The sequence below is a fragment of the Streptomyces sp. NBC_00045 genome (assembly GCF_045041095.1).
Taxonomy (GTDB): Bacteria; Actinomycetota; Actinomycetes; order Streptomycetales; family Streptomycetaceae; genus Streptomyces.
Genome location: NZ_CP108271.1, coordinates 3,594,645 through 3,617,569, shown reverse-complemented (window position 1 = coordinate 3,617,569; position 22,925 = coordinate 3,594,645). Strand labels below are relative to the sequence as shown.

Here is a 22,925-nt window from a genome sequence, read left to right as displayed (position 1 = left end):
CCTTCCTAGGAAACGTACATCAGTCGAACCATCCGCCGACGGTGTCCTTGACCCCGCCCGCGAAGTCCCCGACCGCGTCGGCCGCATCACCGAAGGCGTCGCCCACCTTGTCGGGGTCCACCGTGAACTCGGCGCCCACGGAGCCGCCGACGCCGAGGGCGACGCCCACCTTGCCGCCGATGTGCCATTTGCCGTCGTCGCCCTTGCCGAACGTGGCCTTGGCCTCGGCGCCCGCACCGACCCAGCCCTCCGCGGTGCCGCCGGCGCCGATCCCGGCGAGCTCACCGCCGCCGGCGGCGCTGGCCTTGGCGCCGGCGAAGGCCTTCGCACCGGCGTTGAGACCGTCCTTGCCGACGCCCAAGGTGGCCTGGGCCTCGCCGCCGGCGAAGCCCTCGACGCGCCCGTTGGCGCCGAGGTATCCGTATTCGGCGTTGACGCTCGTCAGCGTACGGACCCCGGCGGACACCTCCGCCTTGCCGCTGAGGCCCTTGTCGGTGAACCCGTAGCTCGCGGAGCCGCGGGCTCCGACGACGAAGTCGTCGACGCCCGAGAGCTTGATCCCGCCCATGGTCGTCTCCCCCTTCGCAGTTGCGTGGAAGAGGTCGGCATAGGCCTTGACCTGGCCCTCCTTGCCGTTCTTGACACCGGTGACGGTGACGCCGGCAGCGGGCCCCGTCACCTTGACGGAGTCTTCCTTCGTCTTGACGTCCGCTTCGTCGACCTTGGCCGCCTTGGCGTCCTTCACGGCCTTGTCCAGGCTGCCCTCGGCGCCGGCGTTGAAGCCGTCGAGCGTCTCGTCGGCGCCCTTGCCCAGGGCGTCCTTGTTGCTGTCGACGACTTCGGCGCTCAGCGCGAGCTTCACGTTCTGGTCGAGTTCGTCGAACGCCTTCACACGGTCGTCGATGTGCTTCTGCCACTTGCTGACGGCTTCGGTGATCGTCTTCTGGCCGTCGGGGTCGTGGTGGTAGGCGCTGCGCTCGGAGGGCGTCAGCTTCCCGTAGTCGAAGGCGACGTTGCCCCCCTCGGAGACCGTCATGCCGGCGGCTATCGCGTCGTCGCGGGCGCTCTCCAGCTTCTTCTTCAGGTCGGTGAACTGGGTGTGCGCGTCGCGCAACAGGCTCGCGATCGCCTTGGCCTGGGTCTGTGCGGCCGCGTACTCGTACCGCGTCGCGTCGAACCGGGAGTGGGCGGCGCCGGCGCTGACGCCGACCCAGGTGTCGCCCATGGTGACCTTCTGGACGGTTTCGCCGTAGCGGCCTTCGACCTTCTTCAGCTCGCCGGCCATGGAGTCCCATTTGCCGGCGGCCGTCGCCAACAGGCCCAGATCCGTGGTCATGACTTCGGAGTAGGTCAACACTGCATCCCCCTGTTACAGCATGATCAGTTTCCACCGCGCCGCAAGGATCCGGACATGGGCATGCCTCCCCGGTGGCCAGGTTTGATCATATGCATGGCAACTGTGAACGGGCCAAGCGCCAGGTGACCCCTCACGTTTCCTGCACGAGACGGGCCGCGCAGCCCCATCCCCCGGCGCACGAGCGGTGATAGCGTGGCCCGCCGTTGTCCAGGGGAGGAGATCGAGCCATGGTGGCCGGACGTCGGATCAGGTTCACCGCGGTGCTGGTCGCCGTCGTGTTCGCGCTCACCGGGTTCTCGTCGCACGGGCACGGCAGCAAGAGCAGCGGCAGCGGCGGCGGATGCTCCGGCTCCAAGAAGCGGAGTAGCTACGACAGCAACAACAGCAACACCAACAACAGCAATGGCAGCGGGAAGTCGACGCCGTCGCCCAGCAAGAGCGCCGGCCCGCCCGCACACGCCCAGGTCGTCACCTGCGCCGGCCCCGGCAGCCCGAAGGCCGTCCTCAAGGTGACCTCGGACGTCGACACCGCGCGCCTCATCGACGTCCCCGTCGTCTTCCAGGGCGCGTCCGGCGTCGTGGAGCGGACCTCCGTCCGGGTGTCGCTCAAGGCCCGCGAAACCCAGACGGTCACCGCCGCGATGGTCCAGAAGGACAAGGCGGCCGAGGTCACCGGCTGCGCCCTCGGCACGATCAACTAGCGCACCCGCGGCTCCGGCGCCGCCGCCCGGCGCCCCGCGAACAGGTCCGCCTGCCGCTCCGGCGGCAGGTTGCCCAGCGAAATCAGCGCCGGGGCCTGTGCCAGGGCCTGCTGCAACGCTGCCTGCTTCGCCGACCACAGGGCCCGTACGGTGCCCTGCACGGCCTCCGTCGGATACCCGGCCAGCGTCCCCGCCGCGCGCAGCGCCGCCGGGAGCAGCTCCTCGGGCGCAGTCAGCTCCGAGACCAGACCGATCTCGTACGCCCGCTGCGCGGAGAGCCGTTCCGCCGTCCCCATCAGGGACATCCGGGCGGCCTCCCCGAACGGCATCCGCTGCGCCATGTACACGGCCTCGTACGCGCTGACCATCCCGTACGTCGTGTGCGGGTCGAAGTACGTCGCGGCCGAGGAGGAGACGATGAACTCCGACTCGCCCAGCAGGTAGAAGGCCCCACCGCACGCCATGCCGTTGACGGCCGCGACCACGGGCTTCCACAGGTCGTTCGCCTTCGGGCCGACGGACAGCAGCGGGTCGTCGACCGAGTACGGGGAGGCGGGCTGCGCAACGGTGACGCCGCGGTCGATGCCCGTGCAGAACGCGGCCGGGCCCGCTCCCGTCAGCACGACCGCGCGGACGTCCTCCGCGTGTCGGAACTCCCGCCAGATCTCGGTGAGTTCGGCGGCCGTCGCCAGGTCGATCGCATTGTGCTTGCGCTCCCGGTCCAGCGTGACGACCGCGACCCCGCTCGCCCCGTCCCGCTCCACCCGCACCGTCACGACTTCTCCAGCACCCAGCGCGGCACGGTGAACCCGCCGGTCTGCGCGAACACCACCTGGACCCGGGCCCCGATGCGCAACCGGGCGGGGTCCACGGAGCCCAGCGGGGCGTCGGGGGAGGTGACCAGGTTCCCGGCGAGGCGGATGTGCGGGGCGTCGGCGAGCTCCACGAGGATCACGTTGTACGGGGCCTGCGCGGCGTACGCGGGAAGCAGTGGCGGGTGCGGCCGTACGTAGGACCAGATGCGGCCGCGGCCGGACATCGCCCGCCACTCGGAGTCGAAGGACTGGCAGTGCGGGCAGCACGGTCTCGGCGGGAAGCGGAGCCGGCCGCAGGCGGTGCAGGCCTGGACGCGGAGTTCGCCCCGGGCGGTGTACTCCCAGAAGGGGGCGCCGTCCTCGTCGGGGACGGGCAGGAGCAGCTCTTCGGTGCGGGCCGCGCCCACGGCGGCGGTGGTGTCGGCGGTCATGATCGGCTCCTCAGGATCGCAGCAGGATCGCGGACGTCGGGACACCCTCGCCCGCCGTCACCAGGCAGGTCGCGGCGTCCGGCACCTGGGCGGTGGAGCTGCCCCGGAGCTGTTTGACGCCCTCGTTGATCAGATTGAAGCCGTGCACGTACGCCTCGGACAGGCCGCCGCCGCCCGTGTTGATCGGGAGCCGCCCGCCGATCTCCAGGGACCCGCCCTCGGTGAACGCCGCGCCCTCGCCGCGCCCGCAGAAGCCGTAGCCCTCCAGGGACAGCGGGATGAGCGGGGTGAAGGCGTCGTAGATCTGGGCCACGTCCACGTCCTGCGGCCCGAAGTCGGCGTGCTTCCACAGGTGCCGGGCGGCGGTCCAGGCGGGGCCGGACAGGGGGTCGTCGTTCCAGTAGTTGACCATGCCGTGGTGCTGGGCCGGCAGGCCTTGCGCGACGGAGTGGACGTACACGGGCTTCTGGCGGCAGTCCCGGGCGCGCTCGGCGGAGACGATCACGCAGGCGAGGGCCCCGTCGGTCTCCAGGCAGTTGTCGAAGAGGCAGAGCGGTTCGCTGATCATGCGGGAGGTCATGTACATCTCGCGGGTCAGCGGGCGCTCGTACATCATCGCGGCCGGGTTCTCGTTGGCCCGGTTGCGGCAGGCCATGGCGACGTTGAAGAGGTGGTCGCGGGTGGCGCCGTACTCGTGCATGTACCGGCGGGCCAGCATGCCGATCTCGTCGGCGGGGCGCAGCAGCCCGAAGGGGCGCGTCCACTGTCCGGGGGTGGGCAGCTGGACGGCGGTGTTCTTCCAGGGGCGCGGGCCGGAGCCGCGTTTGCGCGAGCGCCAGGCGACGCCGACGCTCGCCTGCCCGGTGGCGACGGCGGCCGCGAGGTGGCCGACGGTGGCGCAGGAGCCGCCGCCGCCGTACCCGATCTTGGAGAAGAAGGTGACGTCGCCGGCGCCGATCGCCTTGGCCACTTCGACCTCGTCGGTCTCCTCCATCGTGTACGAGGAGAACGCGTCGACCTCGGAGGGGGCGATCCCGGCGTCCGCGAGGGCCGCGAGGATCGCACGGCAGGCCAATTCCTTCTCGGACTCGGGGAGCCGTTTGGCAAAGGCGGTCTGGCCTATCCCGACTATCGCCGTAGCGTCCTTGAGTGTTGCCGCCATCGCCACCTCCGGGGCTGCACCAGTACTGACAGCCGCGAAGGCTACAGCTAATCTGACGGATAGTCAGCTACCGGGAGGGGTGTGCGATGAGCGAAGACGCGCGGGGGGATCTGCGCTGGGGCAGCATCGCGGGACTGGTGCGCGAGGCGGCCGGACGGTACGCCGACCGCGAGGCCGTCGTGGACGGACGCGTCCGCATCACCTACGCGCAGCTCGGCGGGCGCGTCGAACGTGCCGCGGCCGCCGCCATCGCCGCCGGGGTCGAGCCGGGGGACCGGGTCGCCGTCTGGGCCCCCAACACCCTGGAATGGATCGTCTCCGCACTCGGCGCCGTCTCGGCGGGCGCCGTCCTCGTCCCCCTCAACACCCGTTTCAAAGGCTCTGAAGCCGCGTACGTGCTGCGGCGCAGCCGGGCCAGGCTCCTCTTCGTCACCGGCACCTTCCTCGGCACGTCGTACGTCGCCTCCCTGCGCCGCGCCGCCGCCGAAGGGCAGGGCCGCGGCCCGCTGCCCGGACTGCCGCACCTAGAACAGGTCGTCGTCCTCGCCGAGGACGCTCCCGAGGACTTCCGCACCTGGAAGGACTTCCTGGCCGGCGGGGACCGGATCAGCGCAGACACCGTGCGCGAACGCGCCGCGTCGATCCGCCCCGACGCCCCCTCCGACATCATCTTCACCTCGGGTACCACCGGCAGTCCCAAGGGCGCCGTCATCACCCACGCCCAGTCCCTGCGCTGCTACGACGTCTGGAGCGAACTCGCCGGACTGCGAGAAGGCGACCGCTACCTGATCGTCAACCCCTTCTTCCACACCTTCGGCTACAAGGCCGGCATCATCGCCTGCCTGATGCGCGGGGCCACGATGGTCCCCCAGCCCGTCTTCAACGTGGACACCGTCCTCGCCAACATCGCCGCCGAACGGATCTCCGTACTCCCCGGCCCGCCCACCCTCCACCAGTCCCTCCTCGACCACCCCCAGCGCGACCACCACGACCTGTCCGCCCTGCGCCTGGTCGTCACCGGCGCCGCCGTCGTCCCCCTCCGGCTCGTCGAACGGCTCCGCGGCGAACTGCACATCTCCACCGTCCTCACCGCGTACGGGCTCTCCGAAGCCAGCGGCATCGTCACGATGTGCCGCCGCGGCGACCCGGCCGAAACCATCGCCTCGACCTCCGGACGGGCCATCCCCGACACCCAGGTCAAGATCGCCGACCAGCACGGGTACGCCCAGCTCGCCGGCACGGCCGGCGAGGTCTGGGTCCGCGGCCACCACGTCATGCAGGGCTACTTCGAAGAGCCCGTCGAAACCGCCGGGGCCATCACCCCCGACGGCTGGCTGCGCACCGGTGACGTCGGCGTCCTCGACACCGACGGCAACCTGCGCATCACCGACCGGATCAAGGACATGTTCATCGTCGGCGGGTTCAACGCCTACCCCGCCGAGATAGAACAACTCCTCGGCCTGCACCCCGACATCGCCGACGTCGCCGTCGTCGGCGTCCCCGACCCCCGCCTCGGAGAGGTCGGCAAGGCCTACGCCGTGCGCCGCCCGGGCTCCACCCTCACCGCCGACGACCTGATCGCCTGGTCCCGCAGGGAGATGGCCAACTACAAGGTCCCGCGCACCGTCGAGTTCGTCGAGGAGCTCCCGCGCAACGCGAGCGGAAAGGTCCTCAAGCGGGAACTGCGCGCGAAGAAATAGGCCAGAAGGGGGGAACAGTCGGCATTTCCCGCAGCACCCGGAGCCCGCAGGCAGGTCCGTCCGATAGGTAGCCGGTCGTGATCATCGGCTACTGCACGACGACGACCGCCCGCTGCCGATCCGCCGGCGGGACCGTACCTCCGACAAGGGCTGAAGGGGGGAGCCCGTGTCGACACGACGGATTCTCCGAATGAACCGACGGATGAACCGGGGCACGACGCGCGCCGCCCGCGGCTGGTCGCGCGCCCTGCTCCTCGCCCTCTCCATGACGCTCACGGTGCTCGCCCCCGCAGGTGCCGCCGCAGCCGAGCCGCGGCCCAGCGCCCCCTCATCGGCCGACCTCCCCTCGCCTTCGGGGGGCGAGGGGAAGCTGTCGCGTGTCGAGGTGAAACAGCACGTGGACGTACGGGCACTGCCCCGGCCCCAGCGCACCGGCAAGCCGCGGACACGGCCCCGCCTCGTCCCTCCGCAGCGGCGGGTGGGTCCGATGCGGCAGCCGAGCCTGCCGGTCACCACCGCGCTGCTGACCCCGAAGGGCGGGACGTCACCGAAGGCGGTGCCCTCGTCGGCCGTCGTGGAGAGGCTGAAGACGTTCTCCACGCTCGGGAACATCGACACCATCGCCCCCTCCGACACCAACCTCGCGGTCGGACCCACCTACATCGTCCAGTTCGTGAACCAGTCCGGCCAGTTCTACGACAAGGCCGGCAACGCCGTGGGCTCGCCCTTCGACCTGGGCGCCTTCTTCGGCTTCGCGGCGGACACGGGCGGCGACCCGCGCGTGCACTACGACGCGGGCTCCGGCCGGTTCTTCGCCTCCTACGAGGGGATCTTCTCGAACGGTGACGAGGTCGACGTCGCGGTCAGCGACAGCTCCGACCCCCGGGGAGGCTGGACCGTCTACAACGTCGGGAGCAACGCCTCCAACGTCCAGCAGGACCGGCCGCTGCTCGGATACAGCAACGACAAGGTCACGCTGGCCTGGAACAACTTCGACCTCAGCCAGCCCATGCCGCCGTTCCTGGGCGCGGTCACTGCCGTCGTCAACAAGGCGGACCTGCTGGCCGGCGCCGCGATCAACATCACGACGTTCGCACAGGACACCAGCCTGGCCGACGCCGTACCGGCCACCTCGCTGTCGGCGATCAACGACCAGATCTCCATGAAGCACACCGGCACCGACGTCACGGTGACCACGATCACCGGCGTGCCCGGCGTCAGCGCGGTCAACCGCGCCGTGAACACGATCGCCATCGGGACCGCCGACGCACCGCCGGAGGCCGTCCAGCCGCCCGGTGGTGATCCCACCATCGAGACCAACGACTCCCGGATGTTGTCGGTCGCCTGGCAGAACAACCACCTGTGGGGCGTCTTCAACGTCAGCTGCACCCCCCTCGGCGATACCGCGGTCCACACCTGCCAGCGCTACGTCCAGGTCACGACCGGCGGGACGCAGACCCTGGCGACCAACCTCAACCTCGGCCTCGTCGGCGGAGACATCTACTACGGTTCACTGGCCCTGAACGACGAGGACGACCTGTTCTCGGGCTTCACCGCCTCCTCGTCCACGATGTTCCCCACCGCCGTCGCGATCGGAGTGCCGGGCGGCAACTTCCCGGCGAGGACGTTCGGCGACTTCTACGCCGCGGGCTCGGAGGCCTACAGCTGCCGCTGCAACGGCGACAGCCGCTGGGGCGACTACTCGGGCACCGCACGCGACCCCAGCAACCCCAAGGACGTCTGGACGGTCCAGCAGATCGGCGCCACCGGCAACACCGGGATCTTCGGTGGCGACTGGGGCACCGCGATGGACCGCATCACGCTGTCCCCGCCCACCGTCACGAGCGTCACCCCGAACCACGCGCCCGAACTGGCGCAGTGCGTGAACACCGTGACCGTGCGCGGCACCGAATTCCCGACGAGCGGGACCACCGTCGCGTTCGGCTCCGTGGCTGCCACGAACGTGAACGTCACCGGGCCGCAGGAGCTGACCGCGCAGGTACCCCCGCAGGCACGGGGCACGGTGGACGTCACCGTGACCACGCCCAACGGCACCAGCCCCGTCACCGCCGCCGACCGCTTCACGTACGACGCGGACACGGCCGCACCGACCGCCTCCGCGAGTACCTCGCCCGCACCGAACGGCGCCGGATGGAACACCACCAGCCCGGCCACCGTCAACATCAGCGCCGTTGACGGCGCCTGTGGCTCCGGCATCCAGAAGATCACCTTCAGCGCGAGCGGCGCCCAGACCATCGCATCCACCGACGTGTCCGGCGCGAACGCCTCCGTCCCGATCACGGTGAACGGCGTGACCACCGTGACGTACACGGCCACCGACAACGCCGGGAACACCTCCGTGCCGCAGACGATCACGGTGCGCCTCGACACGGTGGCGCCGACGATCACCATCGTCCGTCCCGTGGCCGGCACGTACCTGTACCGGCAGGCCGTCACCGCGTCCTACTCGTGCACGGACGCCACCTCCGGGGTGGCCTCCTGCACCGGCACGGTGGCGAACGGCAGCCCGGTCGACACCTCCACCCTCGGGGCGCACACGTTCACGGTGAACGCCAACGACGTCGCCACCAACCCGGCCACGAAGAGCGTCAACTACACCGTCGCGTACCGGATCTGCCTGCTCTACGACCCGAACAGGCCCCTGCGCCTGCTCGGCCAGGTCGTGATCAGCCTGCGGATCTGCGACGCGAACGGCAACAACCTCTCCAGCTCCGGCATCACCGTGACGGCCACCCGCATCACCGGCCCCGTCACGAGGACCGTCGGCGCCCGGATGCTCTACACCGCACTGTCCGCCGGCTACAGCCTCCCCGTCAGTACGCAGGGCCTGCCGAACGGAAACTACAACCTCGAATTCACCATCAGCGGAGCGGACACCACGACCCACGTGGCGCCCTTCACCCTGCGCTGACCCGCGGTACCCGTCGGCCCGGCCCCCGCAGCGGGAGCCGGGCCGACGTGCGTCAGGCCTTCCGGGCCAGGAGCAGCCGCCAGCGCGGGGTGCCGTCGCCCCGCCGGCCGAAGGGCTCCAGCGGCACCGTCTCCACCGTGAACCCGGCCGCCAGCAGGTCGGCGCGCACACCGCCCAGCGGGAAGGTCCGGTAGTACATGACGAACGGCGGGCGCCACACCGCGTTCCGCACCCGCATCGCCGCGTCGAAGCCCGCCACGGCCCACCACACGGCAGACGACGGCGGGATCGGCGCCCCGATCGGGAAGGCGAACACGCCGCCCGGGTGCAGGGCCGCGTGGACGCCGGAGAACAGGGCGGGCCGCTCGGCCGGCAGGAAATGCCCGAAGGCCCCGAAGCTCACGGCCAGGTCGTACGAGCCCGCCATCCCGGCCGGCAGCGCCCGCGCATCGGCCCGTACGAGGTCGAGGCGCTCGTCGGGATGCGCCCGCGCGGCCTCGGCCAGCATGCCCGCGCTCAGGTCCACCCCGGTCACCCGGCCCCGGCACAGCCGCCGCAGCATGCCGAGCCCCGCGCCGGTCCCGCAGCACACGTCGAGGCCGGCGTCGAAGGAGCCCTCGTACTGGGCGAGCGTCTCCTCGACCGCGTCGAGCATCCGGTCGGGGGTGCGGAACGGGGTCTGGTCGAACTTCGGCGAGAGCAGGTCGTACCCGCGCTCGACGGACGAGAGGGCCTGGACGGCGAGCTCGCGGACGGTCGGTCCCTGTGAGGTGAACACGGGCCCAGCCTAGGGCTCTCCACCCGCACACGGGCATGCGACGGCGGCCTCGGTGGCTCCCCCTCCGGGCCACCGAGGCCGCCGTCCTTGTGGTGCGTCGTGCTCCCCCGTAGTCCCCCGTTGGCCCCCCGTGGGTCCCCCCCCGTGACCCCCGTTGGGTTCCCCCGTATCCCCCGTGGTCCCCCCGTTGGTCCCGGCCCCCCGTATCCCCCGTGGGACCGCCCCCCCGTCCCCCGTATCCCCCGTGGGACGTCTTACGGACGCGGACCGGACGCGTGGTTGTCCAGCGTCACGATCTCCTCGTCCGAAGCGTGGTTGTCCTGCGGCTTGATCTCGATGCCGGAGGCGTGGTTGTCCATCGGCGTGATGTCGACGCCCGGTGCAAGCGTGCCGTCGAGCGGCTTGATCTCGATACCCGGCGCGTGATTGTCGAGCGGCCTGATGTCGCCGTCGTTCGGCAGGATGTTCTCGTTCGTCGTCATCGGTTCTCCTGATGGATGGGTCGGGCCCGTTCGGCGATTCCCCCGCGGACCGCCGAACGGGTGGTCCTCCAGCCGACTCTCGCGCCCCCCGACGCGGTGAGTCGATGTACCCATGGTGGCGGGCGGCGATAAACGAACGATGAATGCCTCGTTCAACCTGCGATCGACGCAGATCAGGCCGCTATCTCCGCAGCCAGCAGGGCTTGCACCTCGGCCAGTTCCGCCGACTTCAGCTGCTTGAAGACGACCTCCGCATCCCGCCAGCACACCCGCGCCCGGTCCCGCTGCCCCAGCCGGCGCAGCGCCTTGCCCAGCACCGTCAGCACGGTCGCCCGGCGCCACTCGCCACCGATCCCGCGCAACGCGATGGCCTGCTCGGCGTGCGCGGCGGCCAGCGTGGGCCGGTGCGCGGCCAAGTGGGCCTCGGCGAGCCGGAAGTGCGTCACGCCCTCCCACAGCGGCTGCCGGTTGTCGTGGAACAGCGACAGCGCCTTGGTGAGCTGCGTCTGCGCCTCACCGAGCCGGCCGGCCTGGGTGAGGGCGATGCCCAGCGCGTACCGGCCGTTGGCCAGGCGCAGGGTCAGGCCCATCCGGTCGTATATGGCGATGCCCTGCTCCGCGAGGTCGATGGCGCTCGTCAGCCGGCCCAGTCCGACGTGGATCCGGGACAGGTTGCACAGCGCGCTCGCCTCGCCGATGTGGTTGCCGTCGGCGCGGAAGTTCTCGATGGCCTCCCGCAGGTACCGCTCGCCGTCGGCGTACCGGGCCTGGTAGAGGGCGATGATCCCGCGGTCGTTGGGCGCCCAGCAGCTGGGCAGCGGGTCGCCGGCCTCGCGGGCGAGGTCCATCGCCTGGCGGGCCTCGTCGTCGGCCTCGCCGAAGCGGCCCGCGACCAGGTGGACGTTGGTGAGGGTGGTCCGGGCCCGGCCCTCCGCGTGCGGGTCCTTCGCGGCGTGCGCGGCGTCGCGCAGGGCCACGGCGGCGGACTCGTACTGCTTGGAGTTCGCCCCCGACTCGGCGAGGTCCTTCGCCGCCCACAGCAGGTCCACGGAACGGCGCAGCACGTCGACCACGCTGCCCTGACCTGTCGAGCGCACGGAGGCCTGCCGGACGCAGGCCAACAGCGGGTCCGCCTCGGCGTACAGCCAGTCGAGCGCGGCCCGCGGATCGCCGAAGCGCAGCCCGGGGTAGTGGGTGGCGGACAGGTGCGCGGGGAGCCGGTCACCGGGACGCTCCACCGCGTACACCGCGGAGGCGGTGGCCAGGTAGAAGTCCAGCAGCCGGTCCAGGGCGGCGTCCCGACCGCTCGGGGGCTGCTCGTCGCGCTCCGCGCAGGCACGCGCGTAGAGGCGTACGAGGTCGTGGAAGCGGTAGCGGCCGGGCGCGGCCGATTCGAGGAGGGAGCAGTCCACTAAGGCTTCGAGGAGGTCCTCCGTGTCGTGCTCGGGCAGGTCGAGCACGGCGGCCGCGGCGGCCAGCGAGATGTCGGGCCCGTCGGCGAGGCCGAGGAGGCGGAACGCGCGCTGCTGGGCGGGCTCCAGCTGCCCGTAGCCCAGCTCGAAGGTGGCTTTGACGGCGAGGTCGCCGGTCTGGAGCTCGTCGAGGCGGCGGCGCTCGTCGGCGAGCTTCGCGGCGAGGACGGACACGGTCCACGTGCGGCGGGCGGCGAGCCGGGAGGCCGCGATGCGGATGGCGAGCGGCAGGAAGCCGCAGGCGCCGACCACGTCGAGGGCGGCCTGGCGTTCGGCGCCGACCCGTTCCGCGCCGACGATCCGGGTGAACAGCTGGAGGGCCTCCTCGGGGCTCATCACGTCGAGGTCGACGAGATGGGCCCCGGCGAGGCCCGCCATGCGGACCCGGCTGGTGACGAGGGCGGCGCAACCCGCGGTGCCGGGCAGCAGCGGGCGGACCTGGGAGGCGTCGCGGGCGTTGTCGAGCAGGACCAGGACGCGGCGGCCGTCGAGCGTGGACCGGTAGAGCGCGGCCCGCTCGGCGGCGGTGTCCGGAATGGCCGTGTCGGGGGTGCCGAGGGCGCGCAGGAACGCGCCGAGGACGGCGACGGGCTCGGCGGGCCGCGGCTCGGTGCCCTGGAGGTCGACGTAGAGCTGGCCGTCGGGGAAGTGCGGGCGCGCGGCGTGCGCGACGTGCACGGCGAGGGTGGTCTTGCCGACGCCGCCGATGCCGGCGAGCGCGGAGACGGCCATGACCTGGCCGCCGACGCCGGCCAGGATCTCGCCGAGCTCGTTGACGAAGGTGGTGCGGCCGGTGAAGTCGGCGACGGTGGCGGGCAATTGGGCAGGCCTCACGAGTGCGGGCGCGGAGGCCGGAACCGGATCTTCGGCGCAGGCGAGTTCGGTGTCCGCGCGCAGGATGCGCTGCTGCAGCGCGGAGAGTTCGGGGCGGGGATCGACCCCGAGTTCGTCGGCGAGGAGCCGGCGGGTGTCCGCGTACACGGCGAGGGCCTCGGCCTGGCGGCCGCTGCGGTACAGGGCGAGCATGAGGAGCTCGCGCAGCCGTTCGCGCAGCGGGTGGGCGGCGGTGAGGGCGGTCAGCTCGGAGACGGCCTCGGCGTGGTGGCCGACCTCCAGGTCGAGGTCGAGGCGCGTCTCCAACAGTTGGAGCCGCCATTCCGCGAGCCGGGTCCGCTCGGTTTCGGCGTGTGGGCCGGGCACCCCGGCCAGCGGTTCGCCGTCCCACAGGTCCAGGGCGCGGTCGAGGAGCGTACGGGCGAGGGTGCGGTCGCCGGCGCTGCGCGCCTGATCGGCGTCGGCGGCGATGCCGCGGGCGATACCGAGGTCGAGGGTGCCGGCGGGCGTGTGGATGGCGTAGCCGCCGGACTCGGTGACGAGCATGCCGGGCGCGAGGATCTTGCGCAGGCGGGAGGCGTACGTACGGATCGTGGCGAGGGCCTGCTGCGGCGGGTCCTCGCCCCAGATGGCGTCGATCAGCTCGGGCGCGGTGGCGGTCCGGCCGCCGCGCAGCAGGAGCGCGGCGAGCAGGGCGCGCTGCTGCGGGGTGCCGGAGGGCAGCGCCTCGCCGCCGCGCCAGGCCCGGATCGGCCCCAGCACGGCGAACCGCGTGCCGCCGGGGCGTCCGTACGGCTGCGGATCGTCGCCGGCGCCCCCGCCGGTCCGCCCGGGCGAGGGCACCCCGGGCAGGGCCCCGCCGGGGTCGGCAGCCGGGACGCCGTCCGAGCCGTCCGCGGGGGCCGTTGCGCCGTCCGCGGGGGCCGTTGCGCCGGTGGAAGCGGCAGTCGGGGTCTCGGTGGAAGTGGCAGCCGGGGTGTCGGGGGTGGTGGCGGGCGTGGTTCCGGGCGCGGCGTCGGGCGTGGGGTCCGACGCGCCGGGCGGAGTGGCCGAGGGGCCCGGCGAGTTGGCGGTCCGGGTCCCGGTCGTGGCGTCCGGCGCGGCAGCGGAATGGCGCCGGGCCGCCTCGGGGTGGTTCCGCTGGTGCGGGATGGCCGGTATGCCGTCCATCTGTCGTCCCCCCTGCCTTCCGTCGGTGTAAGGGCCAGTCTGCCCTGTCTTGCGCTTACCCGTCAGCCCGTGTCGGACCGATCACTCCCCAACTAGCTGACGGTTCGTCAGATCGGCGCTACCGTAGTCCACATGGAGACCTTCCCGAAGATCATCTCGGTGGACGACCACACGGTTGAACCTCCCCACGTCTGGCGGGACCGGCTCCCGTCCAAATACCGGGACTCCGGACCCCGGATCGTCCGCGCCCCCCTCAAGGAAATGACCTTCCTCGGCGGCAAGTTCGCCCCCGTGATGGGCGCCAGGGGTGACGACGGTCCGATCGGCGACTGGTGGGTCTACGAAGACCTGCACCGCCCCCTCACCCGGCTCGACACCGCCGTCGGCTACGACCGCGACGAGATCAGGCTGGAGGTGATCACGTACGAGCAGATGCGCCCGGGGTCCTTCTCGGTTCCCGACCGCCTCGCGGACATGGACGTCAACCACGTCCAGTCCGCCCTCTGCTTCCCCACCTTCCCCCGCTTCTGCGGCCAGACCTTCACCGAGGCCAAGGACCGCGAACTCGGACTCCTCGGCGTACGGGCGTACAACGACTGGATGGTGGAGGAATGGTGCGGCCCCGACGCCCGCGGCCGGCTGATCCCCCTCACCCTCATCCCGCTCTGGGACGCCCGCCTCGCCGCCGCCGAGGTCCGCCGCAACGCGGCCCGCGGCGTCCGCGCCGTCGCCTTCTCGGAGATACCGCCCCACCTCGGACTCCCCTCCATCCACACCGACGAGTGGGACCCCTTCTTGGAGGCGTGCAACGAGACCGGCACGGTCATCGCCATGCACATCGGCTCGTCCTCGCGCATGCCGTCCACTTCCGCGGACGCCCCGCCCGCAGTCGGCTCCACCGTCACCTTCGCCAACTGCTGCTTCTCGATGGTCGACTGGCTGATGAGCGGCAAGTTCGAACGCTTCCCCAACCTCAAGATCATGTACGCGGAGGGCCAGATCGGCTGGATCCCGTACATCCTGGAACGCGCCGACGTGGTCTGGGAGGAGAACCGCGCCTGGGGCGGCGTCGCGGACAAGGTGCTGCGCCCGCCGTCGGAACTCTTCGCCGAACACGTCTTCGGCTGCTTCTTCGACGACCCCTTCGGGCTGAAGAACCTCGACTCCATCGGAGTCGCCAACGTCCTCTACGAGACGGACTACCCGCACTCGGACTCGACCTGGCCCAAGTCCCGCGAGGTGGGTGAAGCCCAGATGGGCCACCTGGCGCCGGACGTCGTGGACCGCATCGTCCGCGGCAACGCGATCGACCTCCTCGGCCTGACCCCCGAAGGCCTGTGGCCGGGAGCCTAGCGGCCTCCCGCCGGGTCCCCTTGCGGCGAACGCGAACAACAAGGCATGCTTCGCCGGAGCAAAGTGGGAGGGGCGGTGGCGGTGGACAAGCGGACCGTGGTGACCGGAGTGTTGTGCGCGGTGGCGGCGCTGGGTGCGTCCGCTGCCATGACGAAGGTGGTGCCGGCTGCGGAGGACCGGTCGGCCCCGCACGTCAAGGCAGCGGCTCCGGCGAAGCCCTCGCCAGGCCAATCTTCGCGATCGCAAGCGGCGAAGGAGCCGCAACTGAGCACCTCGGGCACGCCCCGGCCGGGCAGCCCCGCCGCCTTCACCGGGGCCCTCTTCGAAGGCGGCGTGCAGGGCGACCACTTCTGCACCGCCACCGTCGTGCACAGTCCGGGCAAGAACCTGATCGTCACCGCCGGGCACTGCCTGCTCGCCGGGAAGCATGATGGCGGCGGGGCCGTCTTCGCACCCGCGTACGTGAACGGCGGTGCCCCGTACGGCGCCTGGACGATCGACGAGGTCTACGAGGACCCCCGCTGGTCCGACGACTCCGACGACGACTACGACCTCGCCTTCGCACGCCTCGCCCCGGACGCCTCCGGCCGCAACATCGAGGACGTCACCGGCGCCGCGACCCTGGACACCACGAGCCGCTCCGGTGAGGAGATCACCGTCACCGGCTACCCGGCGGACCGCAAGGTCCCCCGTACGTGCACGGCGTCGGCGATCCGCGAAACCCCGACCGAACAGCGCTTCGACTGCGCGGACTTCCCGGGCGGCACGAGCGGCAGCGCCTGGCTCGCCCGCGACGGGAAGATCATCGGCGTCCTGACGGGCGGCGACACGGACGACGTCTCGACCAGCACCATCCTCGGCGACTACGCGGCGGCGCTGTACGCCAAGGCGACCACCGCGGCCCGCTAGGGGCGTTCGCCGAGCACGTCCAGGTAGTGGGCGTTGTACATGAACCCCAGGACGTTGCCGAACGGGTCGACCACGGACGCGGTGACGAACCCCACGCCGCGCTCCGTGGGCGGCTGGTACTGCTTCGCGCCCATGGACAGCAGCTTCGCGAGCGTTGCGTCCACGTCGTCGACGTGCCAGTACGCGACGGCCCCGCCCGGCCCGGACGGCGCTCCGGCGGGCGCGTAGCGACTGTCGATCAGCCCGAGCTCGTGCTGGTAGTCGCCGAGCCGGAACTCGGCGTACCCGGGCCGCTCGAAGTAGGGTCCGAAGCCGAGCAGTTCGGTGTACCAGGCTTTGGCCGCGTCCAGATCGGCGGCCCAGAAACTGACGGTGGTCAGACCTCGCAACACGGACGCTCCCTCACTCGCTGCCGGTGCCGTACCGGTGCCAGGACACTAGCGGCCGAGTAGGCCGGTTCCTGACCTACTTGGCCGCTCAGACCACCAGCCCGAGGTGAACGGGCCCGGCCGGCGCGTCGGCCAGCAGATCCGCGAGCCGCGGCGGCCACAAGGGCTCCCCGAGCGAGGCCAGCGCCGGCTGTGAAAGCCACCGCCAGTGCGCGTCGGGCGACTCGGGCACGGGGTCGCGGCGGGGGCCGGTGGTCACGTAGATGTGCTCGTGCTGGCGCACGGGGATCCCCTGGTGGGTGAAGTCGTGCTCCCAGGTGCACAACAGTCGCTGCGGCTCAAGGTCGGTCCACCCGGTCTCCTCCCGCAACTCCCGCCGCACACACTCCTCCGGAGTCTCCCCGGGATCGATCCCGCCACCGGGCGGCAGCCAGTGGATGCCGACCTCGATGTTGTTCTCCCGGAAGAGGAACACCGAACCGTTCGGGGAGATGACCACAATGCGGGCTGCCTGCCTGGGAGTTCTCATCAACTCAGCGTACGACTCGGCGCCCCCCGGACCAACGGGCTTTCGACTGAGCCGGGGCCCGTGGGCTCGGGGCCGGGGGGGGGGGGGGCCGGGCCGAGCGGTGTCTGTGGGATCGGCCGGGATGCCGGGGGCGGGGCCTGAGCCGTGTTGGTGAGGTGGGCCGGAACCCCGGGGGCGGGGTCTGAGCCGAGCGGTGTCGGTGGAGTGTGCGGGGGCGTCCCGTCAGTCCACTGTCCTTCCGTGCCGTGCCGGCCCGTCAAGGGCGCTCTCTTCGTTCGCGTCGCTTCGCGATGTCGCTGCGCTCCACCCTTGACTGGCCGTCCCGTCCCGGAATGCCAAAGACCGGCCGGGCTTTCCGCTTCGCGCACCCGAATCCGCCGCCCCGGGGTTCCGGCCGGGCCTTCCGGCTTCGTGTATCCGGCCGCCGCACCGGAGCGGTGGACCTCGCGGCGCTCGCGGAGACGGAACTGGCCGGGACGGTGCCGATCGGGCCCGAGCCGGGCGAGCCCGCCGGGTCGGTGGGGCCTGCCGAGCCCACCGGGTCGGGGCCGGTCCCGGCTGCCGTGCCCGGCTCCGAGACGGGCCCGGCCGTCGTACGCGACCTGGCGCCGTTGACCGTGACCGGGGACCGGGCCCTGCTGGGGCACTTGGTGCGCAACCTGCTGGCCAATGCCGTACGGCACAACCGGCCGGGCGGTCGGATCACCGTGGCGACCTCCGCCGGCGGGGTCCTGACGGTGACCAACACGGGCCCGGTCATCGACCCCGCCGACGTGCCGCGGCTGCTGGAGCCGTTCCGGCGGCGCGCCGAGCGGCAGCACACCGCGGGGGAGGGCGCCGGGCTGGGGCTGTCGATCGTCGCCTCCATCGCGCGGGCGCACGGCGCGAGGCTGGTGGTGCGGGCGAACCCGGGACCGGGCGGCGGGCTGACGGTCCGGGTCCGCTTTCCGGGGGCATCCGCACCGCACCGGTCGGTGTCGCCCCCGGAATCCTGATGATCGCGTGTGTACCGTCGGAGACATGAGCGAGCACCCCCGAGCCGGCTCCCGCATTCCCCGCACCTTCCGCAGCCTCCGTTCGCCCCGGCGGGTCGCCGTCGCCGTCGCGGCCACCGTGGGCCTGCTGGCCTTCGGTGCCGGCTGGGCCTACACGGTCCAGGAGGACGACTCCGGCGCCACGGTCCAGGCCCGGACCGGAGACCGTCCGGGGGACGCGGCCGCCGGGGCCGGCGCCTCCCGCCCGGCCAGTACCGCCGACGCCGCCCCCGCCGACGCCGCCCGTGCCACCCGCGGAGCGCGCGGCGCCCCGGGTGCCCCCGCGGCCCCGGGCGCACCCGGGACCGCCGCGCCGTCGTCCGACCCCGCCGAGGGGCTGACCGATGTCAGCGAGGAGACCCGGGCCCGGATCCCGGCCGCCACCCGCCAGCTCGTCCTCGTCACCGGCAAGGGGAGGGACTCCGCGGAGTCCACGCTGGCCCTCTACACCCGGCCGGCGGCCGGCGCCGACTGGGTCCGGGCCGGCAGCTGGCCCGCGCACAACGGCGCCAGCGGATGGTCGTCCGTCGAACGCGAGGACGGGGACCTCACCACCCCCGTGGGCGTGTTCACCCTGAGCGACGCCGGCGGTCTGCTGCCGAAGCCGCCGGGCACGAAGTTCCCGTACGACCGCAACCGGCTCTTCGTTCCCACCGGCCGGGGCGTGAACGGCGAGTCGCTCGCGGGCGCCTTCGAGTACGTCATCGCGATCGACTACAACCGCCGGACGGGGGTCTCCCCGCTGGACCTGTTCAAGCCGGAGGGCGAGGACAAGGGCGGCGGCATCTGGCTCCACGTCGACCACAACGGCCCCTCGCAGGGCTGCATCGGCATCTCGAAGGAGGCCATGAAGAAGCTCCTGACCACCCTGGACCCGGCGGCGAAGCCGGTCATCGTGATGGGGCCGGCCGGCTTCTGACCGCCCGGCCACCGACCGGTGCCGGGCTGGGCCCCGGCACCGGTACGGCGCGCCCCCGCAGCAGCAGCCCGATGTACGCCAGGTCGAAGACGCTGCACATGAGGCCGAGCCCGAGGATGAACGGCGAGTCCTCGACGACCCCGAACAGCAGGGTCGGGGCGAGCGTCCCCAGCCACTTGGCGACGGCGATCACGAGGGACTGCCCGCGCGGCCCGCGCCGGTCGGCGTAGAGGGCGATGAACAGGCCCGACATCAGCAGGTTCTGGAGGAACGCGGCGTACCGCGACGCGTCGAGCGTCCCGAAGTGCGCGACGAACAGCCACTGCACGGCGAAGCCGGTGCCGAACACGAGCACGCTCCACGCCGCGAACAGCGGCCGCGTCACGAACTCGGGCAGTTCGGCCCGTCCGAACCGCAAGTACGTCCAGATGATCGCGATGTCGGCGACCGCCCACACGACGTTGACGACCCCCTGCGGGGAGACCCCGTTCGTGAACGCGCCCACGGCATAGATCGACTCCCACGCGAAGTTCAGCGCGAGCGCGGCCACCGGCATCGCGCACGTGCCGTCCCGCAGCCCGACCCGGATCGCCTCGACGTACACGACGGTCCATGCAACCCCGCTGACCAGCGTCAAAAACAGATCCATCCGCGGCACCCTAGCCAACGGTCCGTGCCCCGTACACCCTCCGTGAGGGCCGGCTTTCAGCTACGACCCCTTGCCTGACGGACCGTCAGCTACGACGATGGCCCCCGGCGCCGGCACGGCGGTTCGGCAGGCGCGGGCGAAGGTCGAGACGAAGCGGAGGCGCCATGGCGCGCGTGTTTGCGGAAGGCCGGCTGGTCTACGGGATGCAGCTCCCGATCCAGTCGCAGAGCACCATCTACGCCGAGCCCTGGGAGGCCTCGGCGACCGCCCTCGACCTCGCCGAGGTGGCGCGGGCCGCCGACCGGGCCGGTTTCGGGTACCTCGCCACCTGCGACCACGTGGCCATCCCGCGCCGTCTCGCCGGAGCCATGAGCACCGTCTGGTACGACCCCGTGGCCACCCTCGCCTTCCTCGCGGGGATCACCGAGCGAGTACGGCTGCTGAGCCACGTCGCGATCCTGGGCCTGCGCCACCCCCTGCTCAGCGCCAAGCAGTACGCCACCGTCGACCACCTCTCGGGCGGCCGGCTCGTCCTCGGCGTCGGCGCGGGCCACGTGCAGGAGGAGTTCGAGGCCCTCGGCGTCGACTTCGCCGGGCGCGGGGCCGTCCTCGACGAGACCCTGGACGCGTTGCGCGCCGCCCTCGGGCCCGAGGAGTACCCGGAGTTCGAGGGCGAGCGGTTCGCCTTCAAGGACCTCGGCCAGCTGCCGCGCCCCGCCCAGCCCCGCATCCCCGTCTGGGTCGGGGGCTCCTCGCCCGCCGCCGTGCGCCGGGCCGCGGTGCGCGGTGACGGCTGGCTCCCGCAGGGCGACCCGCGGGACCGGCTCCCGGCGCAGATCGCCCGGATCAAGGAGCTCCGCGCGGCGGCCGGGACCACGGACCCCTTCGAGTTCGGTGCGATCACCGAGGCGCTGTACGTCGGCGAGCCCGGCTGGGACACCGGTCGGCGCACCCTCACGGGCAAGGCGGAGGCGCTCGCCGAGTCGCTGCGCGAGTACCGCGCGCTGGGCGTGGACCAGATCCAGGTCCGTTTCCGCAGCCGCGACCGCGCCGAACTGACCGATCAGATCACCGCTTTCGGGGCCGAGGTCGGCCCCCTCCTCAACGACTAGCCACTCGGGGGCAACACATGGGCAAGCTGGACGGGCGCGTCGTCGTCATCACGGGTGCGGCGCGCGGTCAGGGCGAGCAGGAGGCCCGGCTCTTCGCCGCCGAGGGGGCCAAGGTGCTCCTCGGTGACGTGCTGGACGAGCAGGGTGCCGCCGTGGCCAAGGAGCTGGGCGAGGACCGTGCCCGGTACGTACGGATGGACGTGGGTCGGGAGGAGGACTGGGCGGTGGCCGTCGCGGCGGCGAAGGAGGCGTTCGGCCGGATCGACGGCCTGGTCAACAACGCCGGAATCCTGCGCTTCAACGAGCTGGTCTCGACCCCGCTGAAGGAGTTCCAGCAGTTGGTCCAGGTCAACCAGGTCGGTGCCTTCCTCGGCATCAAGACGGTCGCCCCCGAGATCGCGGCGGCCGGCGGCGGCACGATCGTCAACACCTCTTCGTACACGGGCCTGACGGGCATGGCGTACGTCGGCTCGTACGCGGCGACCAAGGCGGCGATCGTCGGCCTGACCCGGGTGGCCGCGCTGGAGCTGGCCGCCAAGGGCATCCGGGTCAACGCGATGTGCCCGGGGGCGGTGGACACCCCGATGGCCAACCCCGGCCTGCTGGACCCGGAGAACACGAGCGACGAGGCGCGGGAGGCGATGGCGGAGCTCTACCGGCGGGTCGTGCCGATGGGGCGGGTGGGCCGGCCCGACGAGGTCGCCAGGCTGGCCCTGTTCCTGAGCAGCGAGGACTCCTCGTACATCACCGGCCAGCCGTTCGTCATCGACGGCGGCTGGATGGCGGGCGTCAGCATCCTCTAGCGGCCCCCCACCCGGATCTGATGAGGCGTCAGGTATTGACGCTCCCGCTCCCGCGGTGGAACAGTCGACTCATCAAATCTGACGACACGTCAGAAATCAAAGGACGGTGAACCCCCTTGGAATTCGGGCTCTTCGTGCAGGGATACGTGCCTGAGGCGCGGTCCAAGGTCGACCCCGAGGCGGAGCACAAGGCGCTGATCGAGGAGACCGAGTACGTCATCCAGGCCGACAAGTCCGGCTTCAAGTACGCCTGGGCCTCCGAGCACCACTTCCTGGAGGAGTACTCGCACCTGTCGGCGAACGAGGTGTTCCTCGCCTACCTCGCCCACGCCACCGAGCGCATCCACCTCGGCTCCGGCATCTTCAACCCGCTGGCCCCGGTCAACCACCCGGTCAAGGTGGCCGAGAAGGTCGCGATGCTCGACCACCTCTCCAAGGGCCGCTTCGAGTTCGGCACCGGCCGCGGCGCGGGCAGCCACGAGATCCTCGGGTTCCTGCCCGGCATCACGGACATGAACCACACCAAGGAGATCTGGGAAGAGACCATCGCCGAGTTCCCCAAGATGTTCCTCCAGGAGGAGTACGAGGGGTTCCAGGGCAAGCACTGGTCACTGCCCCCGCGGAAGATCTTCCCCAAGCCGTACGGCAAGGCCCACCCGGCCATGTGGTACGCCGCCGGCTCCCCCTCCTCGTACGCGATGGCCGCGAAGAAGGGCCTCGGCGTCCTCGGGTTCAGCGTCCAGAAGGTCTCCGACATGGAGTGGGTGCTGGAGCAGTACAAGACGGCCATCCAGGAGGCCAAGGCCATCGGCGCGTTCGTCAACGACAACGTGATGGTCACCTCGACCGCGATATGCGCCGAGACCCACGACAAGGCGGTGGAGATCGCGGTCAACGCGAACATGAACCGCTTCCAGTCGCTGGTCTTCCGCTACCACGACACCTTCCCGCGGCCCGAGGCGATCCCGCAGTGGCCCGAGACGCTCCCCGAGTACAACGCGGAGATCATCGAGCTGCTGATCGCCGAGGAACTGCTGATCTGCGGAGACCCGTCCGAGGTGCTCGCCCAGTGCAAGCGCTGGGAGCAGGCGGGCGCCGACCAGCTGTCGTTCGGCCTGCCGACCGGCGTCTCGTACGAGGACACGATGACCACCATCAAGCTCATCGGCGAGCACGTCGTCCCGAAGATCGACACGGACCCGGTCCACCGCACGACGCGCTTCCGCCAGGCCGTCTGACCCGTCCGTCCGGCCGTCCGCCCGCCCGGCCGCCGGGCGGGCGCGAGAAGCAGGGGCGGCGCCTTCCCGGACCGCCGCCCCGGGCCGGGGCCCCGCGCCCCGGCCGAGGTCGGGGCCGGCCGGGGCGTGCGCGGCAGCGGCCTGCCGCCCGCCTCC

At 71.8% G+C, this 22,925-nt stretch carries 20 protein-coding genes; 10 read left to right on the top strand and 10 right to left on the bottom strand.

The annotated features are described in order from the left end of the window. Window positions 1-19 precede the first annotated feature (19 nt). The gene (locus OHA65_RS16790; protein WP_327283913.1) at window positions 20-1,336 is read right to left on the bottom strand and encodes a hypothetical protein; all 1,317 of its coding nucleotides are present in this window, start codon (window positions 1,334-1,336) and stop codon (window positions 20-22) included. Window positions 1,337-1,584: 248 nt separating this feature from the next. Here OHA65_RS16790 and OHA65_RS16785 point away from each other — a divergent pair, with 248 nt between their 5' ends. Then, window positions 1,585-2,058: a hypothetical protein gene (locus tag OHA65_RS16785; RefSeq protein ID WP_327283912.1), complete on the top strand. Its 474-nt coding sequence runs from the start codon at window positions 1,585-1,587 to the stop codon at window positions 2,056-2,058. Here OHA65_RS16785 and OHA65_RS16780 read toward each other — a convergent pair. From OHA65_RS16780 to OHA65_RS16770, 3 genes are read right to left on the bottom strand one after another with little or no spacing between them, the layout of a single operon-like run. Beyond that, entirely contained in the window at window positions 2,055-2,834 is a 780-nt protein-coding gene (locus tag OHA65_RS16780) for an enoyl-CoA hydratase/isomerase family protein (RefSeq protein WP_328763056.1), read from the bottom strand. The two genes, OHA65_RS16785 and OHA65_RS16780, sit on opposite strands and share 4 nt — an antisense overlap. Beyond that, window positions 2,831-3,304: an OB-fold domain-containing protein gene (locus OHA65_RS16775; protein ID WP_327283910.1), complete on the bottom strand. Its 474-nt coding sequence runs from the start codon at window positions 3,302-3,304 to the stop codon at window positions 2,831-2,833. Before OHA65_RS16775 ends, OHA65_RS16780 begins: the two co-directional genes overlap by 4 nt. Window positions 3,305-3,314: 10 nt before the next feature. Next, a complete protein-coding gene (locus tag OHA65_RS16770) occupies window positions 3,315-4,466 on the bottom strand; it encodes a lipid-transfer protein (RefSeq protein WP_327283909.1) in 1,152 nt (383 codons plus the stop codon). 86 nt (window positions 4,467-4,552) lie between these two features. On the opposite strand from OHA65_RS16770, the gene OHA65_RS16765 reads away from it, so the two are divergent. After that, window positions 4,553-6,166: a FadD3 family acyl-CoA ligase gene (locus OHA65_RS16765; protein WP_327283908.1), complete on the top strand. Its 1,614-nt coding sequence runs from the start codon at window positions 4,553-4,555 to the stop codon at window positions 6,164-6,166. Window positions 6,167-6,356: 190 nt separating this feature from the next. After that, window positions 6,357-9,098 (top strand): OmpL47-type beta-barrel domain-containing protein, encoded by a 2,742-nt coding sequence (locus tag OHA65_RS16760; protein WP_405762072.1) that lies wholly within the window; start codon window positions 6,357-6,359, stop codon window positions 9,096-9,098. Window positions 9,099-9,150: 52 nt separating this feature from the next. On the opposite strand, the gene OHA65_RS16755 is transcribed toward OHA65_RS16760, so the two are convergent. From OHA65_RS16755 to OHA65_RS16745, 3 genes are all read right to left on the bottom strand, one after another. After that, window positions 9,151-9,876 (bottom strand): class I SAM-dependent methyltransferase, encoded by a 726-nt coding sequence (locus OHA65_RS16755; RefSeq protein WP_371643853.1) that lies wholly within the window; start codon window positions 9,874-9,876, stop codon window positions 9,151-9,153. Window positions 9,877-10,130: 254 nt separating this feature from the next. Beyond that, window positions 10,131-10,358: a hypothetical protein gene (locus OHA65_RS16750; RefSeq protein ID WP_327283905.1), complete on the bottom strand. Its 228-nt coding sequence runs from the start codon at window positions 10,356-10,358 to the stop codon at window positions 10,131-10,133. A 173-nt stretch (window positions 10,359-10,531) separates the two neighbouring features. Then, window positions 10,532-13,834 (bottom strand): BTAD domain-containing putative transcriptional regulator, encoded by a 3,303-nt coding sequence (locus OHA65_RS16745; protein ID WP_405762070.1) that lies wholly within the window; start codon window positions 13,832-13,834, stop codon window positions 10,532-10,534. Between the two features lie 132 nt (window positions 13,835-13,966). Here OHA65_RS16745 and OHA65_RS16740 point away from each other — a divergent pair, with 132 nt between their 5' ends. Both OHA65_RS16740 and OHA65_RS16735 read left to right on the top strand, forming a co-directional pair. Continuing rightward, window positions 13,967-15,187 (top strand): amidohydrolase family protein, encoded by a 1,221-nt coding sequence (locus tag OHA65_RS16740; protein ID WP_371643849.1) that lies wholly within the window; start codon window positions 13,967-13,969, stop codon window positions 15,185-15,187. A gap of 81 nt (window positions 15,188-15,268) precedes the next feature. Then, window positions 15,269-16,096: a trypsin-like serine protease gene (locus OHA65_RS16735; RefSeq protein ID WP_327283902.1), complete on the top strand. Its 828-nt coding sequence runs from the start codon at window positions 15,269-15,271 to the stop codon at window positions 16,094-16,096. On the opposite strand, the gene OHA65_RS16730 is transcribed toward OHA65_RS16735, so the two are convergent. After that, window positions 16,093-16,488, bottom strand: coding sequence for a VOC family protein (locus OHA65_RS16730; RefSeq protein WP_327283901.1), 396 nt, complete (start codon window positions 16,486-16,488; stop codon window positions 16,093-16,095). The two genes, OHA65_RS16735 and OHA65_RS16730, sit on opposite strands and share 4 nt — an antisense overlap. An 85-nt stretch (window positions 16,489-16,573) precedes the next feature. Next, window positions 16,574-17,014 (bottom strand): NUDIX domain-containing protein, encoded by a 441-nt coding sequence (locus OHA65_RS16725; protein ID WP_327283900.1) that lies wholly within the window; start codon window positions 17,012-17,014, stop codon window positions 16,574-16,576. Window positions 17,015-17,346: 332 nt separating this feature from the next. On the opposite strand from OHA65_RS16725, the gene OHA65_RS16720 reads away from it, so the two are divergent. After that, complete coding sequence (locus OHA65_RS16720; protein WP_405762068.1) at window positions 17,347-18,009, top strand: sensor histidine kinase; 663 nt, start codon at window positions 17,347-17,349, stop codon at window positions 18,007-18,009. 25 nt (window positions 18,010-18,034) lie between these two features. After that, window positions 18,035-18,967, top strand: coding sequence for a L,D-transpeptidase family protein (locus OHA65_RS16715; RefSeq protein ID WP_328763048.1), 933 nt, complete (start codon window positions 18,035-18,037; stop codon window positions 18,965-18,967). Here the strand turns inward: OHA65_RS16715 and OHA65_RS16710 are convergent. Continuing rightward, window positions 18,939-19,616 carry a hypothetical protein gene (locus OHA65_RS16710; RefSeq protein ID WP_328763046.1) on the bottom strand — a complete coding sequence of 226 codons (678 nt, stop codon included), beginning with the start codon at window positions 19,614-19,616 and terminating at the stop codon, window positions 18,939-18,941. The genes OHA65_RS16715 and OHA65_RS16710 overlap by 29 nt on opposite strands. 164 nt (window positions 19,617-19,780) lie before the next feature. On the opposite strand from OHA65_RS16710, the gene OHA65_RS16705 reads away from it, so the two are divergent. The 3 genes from OHA65_RS16705 to OHA65_RS16695 all read left to right on the top strand — a co-directional run bounded on the left by OHA65_RS16705 (window position 19,781) and on the right by OHA65_RS16695 (window position 22,769). Continuing rightward, the gene (locus OHA65_RS16705) at window positions 19,781-20,728 is read left to right on the top strand and encodes an LLM class F420-dependent oxidoreductase (protein ID WP_328763045.1); all 948 of its coding nucleotides are present in this window, start codon (window positions 19,781-19,783) and stop codon (window positions 20,726-20,728) included. Window positions 20,729-20,745: 17 nt separating this feature from the next. Further along, window positions 20,746-21,531 carry a glucose 1-dehydrogenase gene (locus OHA65_RS16700; RefSeq protein WP_328763044.1) on the top strand — a complete coding sequence of 262 codons (786 nt, stop codon included), beginning with the start codon at window positions 20,746-20,748 and terminating at the stop codon, window positions 21,529-21,531. Between the two features lie 116 nt (window positions 21,532-21,647). Next, window positions 21,648-22,769: an LLM class flavin-dependent oxidoreductase gene (locus tag OHA65_RS16695; RefSeq protein WP_327283895.1), complete on the top strand. Its 1,122-nt coding sequence runs from the start codon at window positions 21,648-21,650 to the stop codon at window positions 22,767-22,769. The last annotated feature ends 156 nt before the right edge of the window (window positions 22,770-22,925 follow it).

Excerpts from the sequence above, each read along its gene's own strand:
- OHA65_RS16790 (WP_327283913.1), bottom strand. The coding sequence starts at position 1,336 with ATGACCACGGATCTGGGCCTGTTGGCGACGGCCGCCGGCAAATGGGAC.
- OHA65_RS16785 (WP_327283912.1), top strand. The coding sequence starts at position 1,585 with ATGGTGGCCGGACGTCGGATCAGGTTCACCGCGGTGCTGGTCGCCGTC.
- OHA65_RS16775 (WP_327283910.1), bottom strand. The coding sequence starts at position 3,304 with ATGACCGCCGACACCACCGCCGCCGTGGGCGCGGCCCGCACCGAAGAG.
- OHA65_RS16770 (WP_327283909.1), bottom strand. The coding sequence starts at position 4,466 with ATGGCGGCAACACTCAAGGACGCTACGGCGATAGTCGGGATAGGCCAG.
- OHA65_RS16765 (WP_327283908.1), top strand. The coding sequence starts at position 4,553 with ATGAGCGAAGACGCGCGGGGGGATCTGCGCTGGGGCAGCATCGCGGGA.
- OHA65_RS16760 (WP_405762072.1), top strand. The coding sequence starts at position 6,357 with ATGAACCGACGGATGAACCGGGGCACGACGCGCGCCGCCCGCGGCTGG.
- OHA65_RS16750 (WP_327283905.1), bottom strand. The coding sequence starts at position 10,358 with ATGACGACGAACGAGAACATCCTGCCGAACGACGGCGACATCAGGCCG.
- OHA65_RS16745 (WP_405762070.1), bottom strand. The coding sequence starts at position 13,834 with ATGGACGGCATACCGGCCATCCCGCACCAGCGGAACCACCCCGAGGCG.
- OHA65_RS16740 (WP_371643849.1), top strand. The coding sequence starts at position 13,967 with ATGGAGACCTTCCCGAAGATCATCTCGGTGGACGACCACACGGTTGAA.
- OHA65_RS16725 (WP_327283900.1), bottom strand. The coding sequence starts at position 17,014 with ATGAGAACTCCCAGGCAGGCAGCCCGCATTGTGGTCATCTCCCCGAAC.
- OHA65_RS16720 (WP_405762068.1), top strand. The coding sequence starts at position 17,347 with ATGCCAAAGACCGGCCGGGCTTTCCGCTTCGCGCACCCGAATCCGCCG.
- OHA65_RS16715 (WP_328763048.1), top strand. The coding sequence starts at position 18,035 with ATGAGCGAGCACCCCCGAGCCGGCTCCCGCATTCCCCGCACCTTCCGC.
- OHA65_RS16710 (WP_328763046.1), bottom strand. The coding sequence starts at position 19,616 with ATGGATCTGTTTTTGACGCTGGTCAGCGGGGTTGCATGGACCGTCGTG.
- OHA65_RS16705 (WP_328763045.1), top strand. The coding sequence starts at position 19,781 with ATGGCGCGCGTGTTTGCGGAAGGCCGGCTGGTCTACGGGATGCAGCTC.
- OHA65_RS16700 (WP_328763044.1), top strand. The coding sequence starts at position 20,746 with ATGGGCAAGCTGGACGGGCGCGTCGTCGTCATCACGGGTGCGGCGCGC.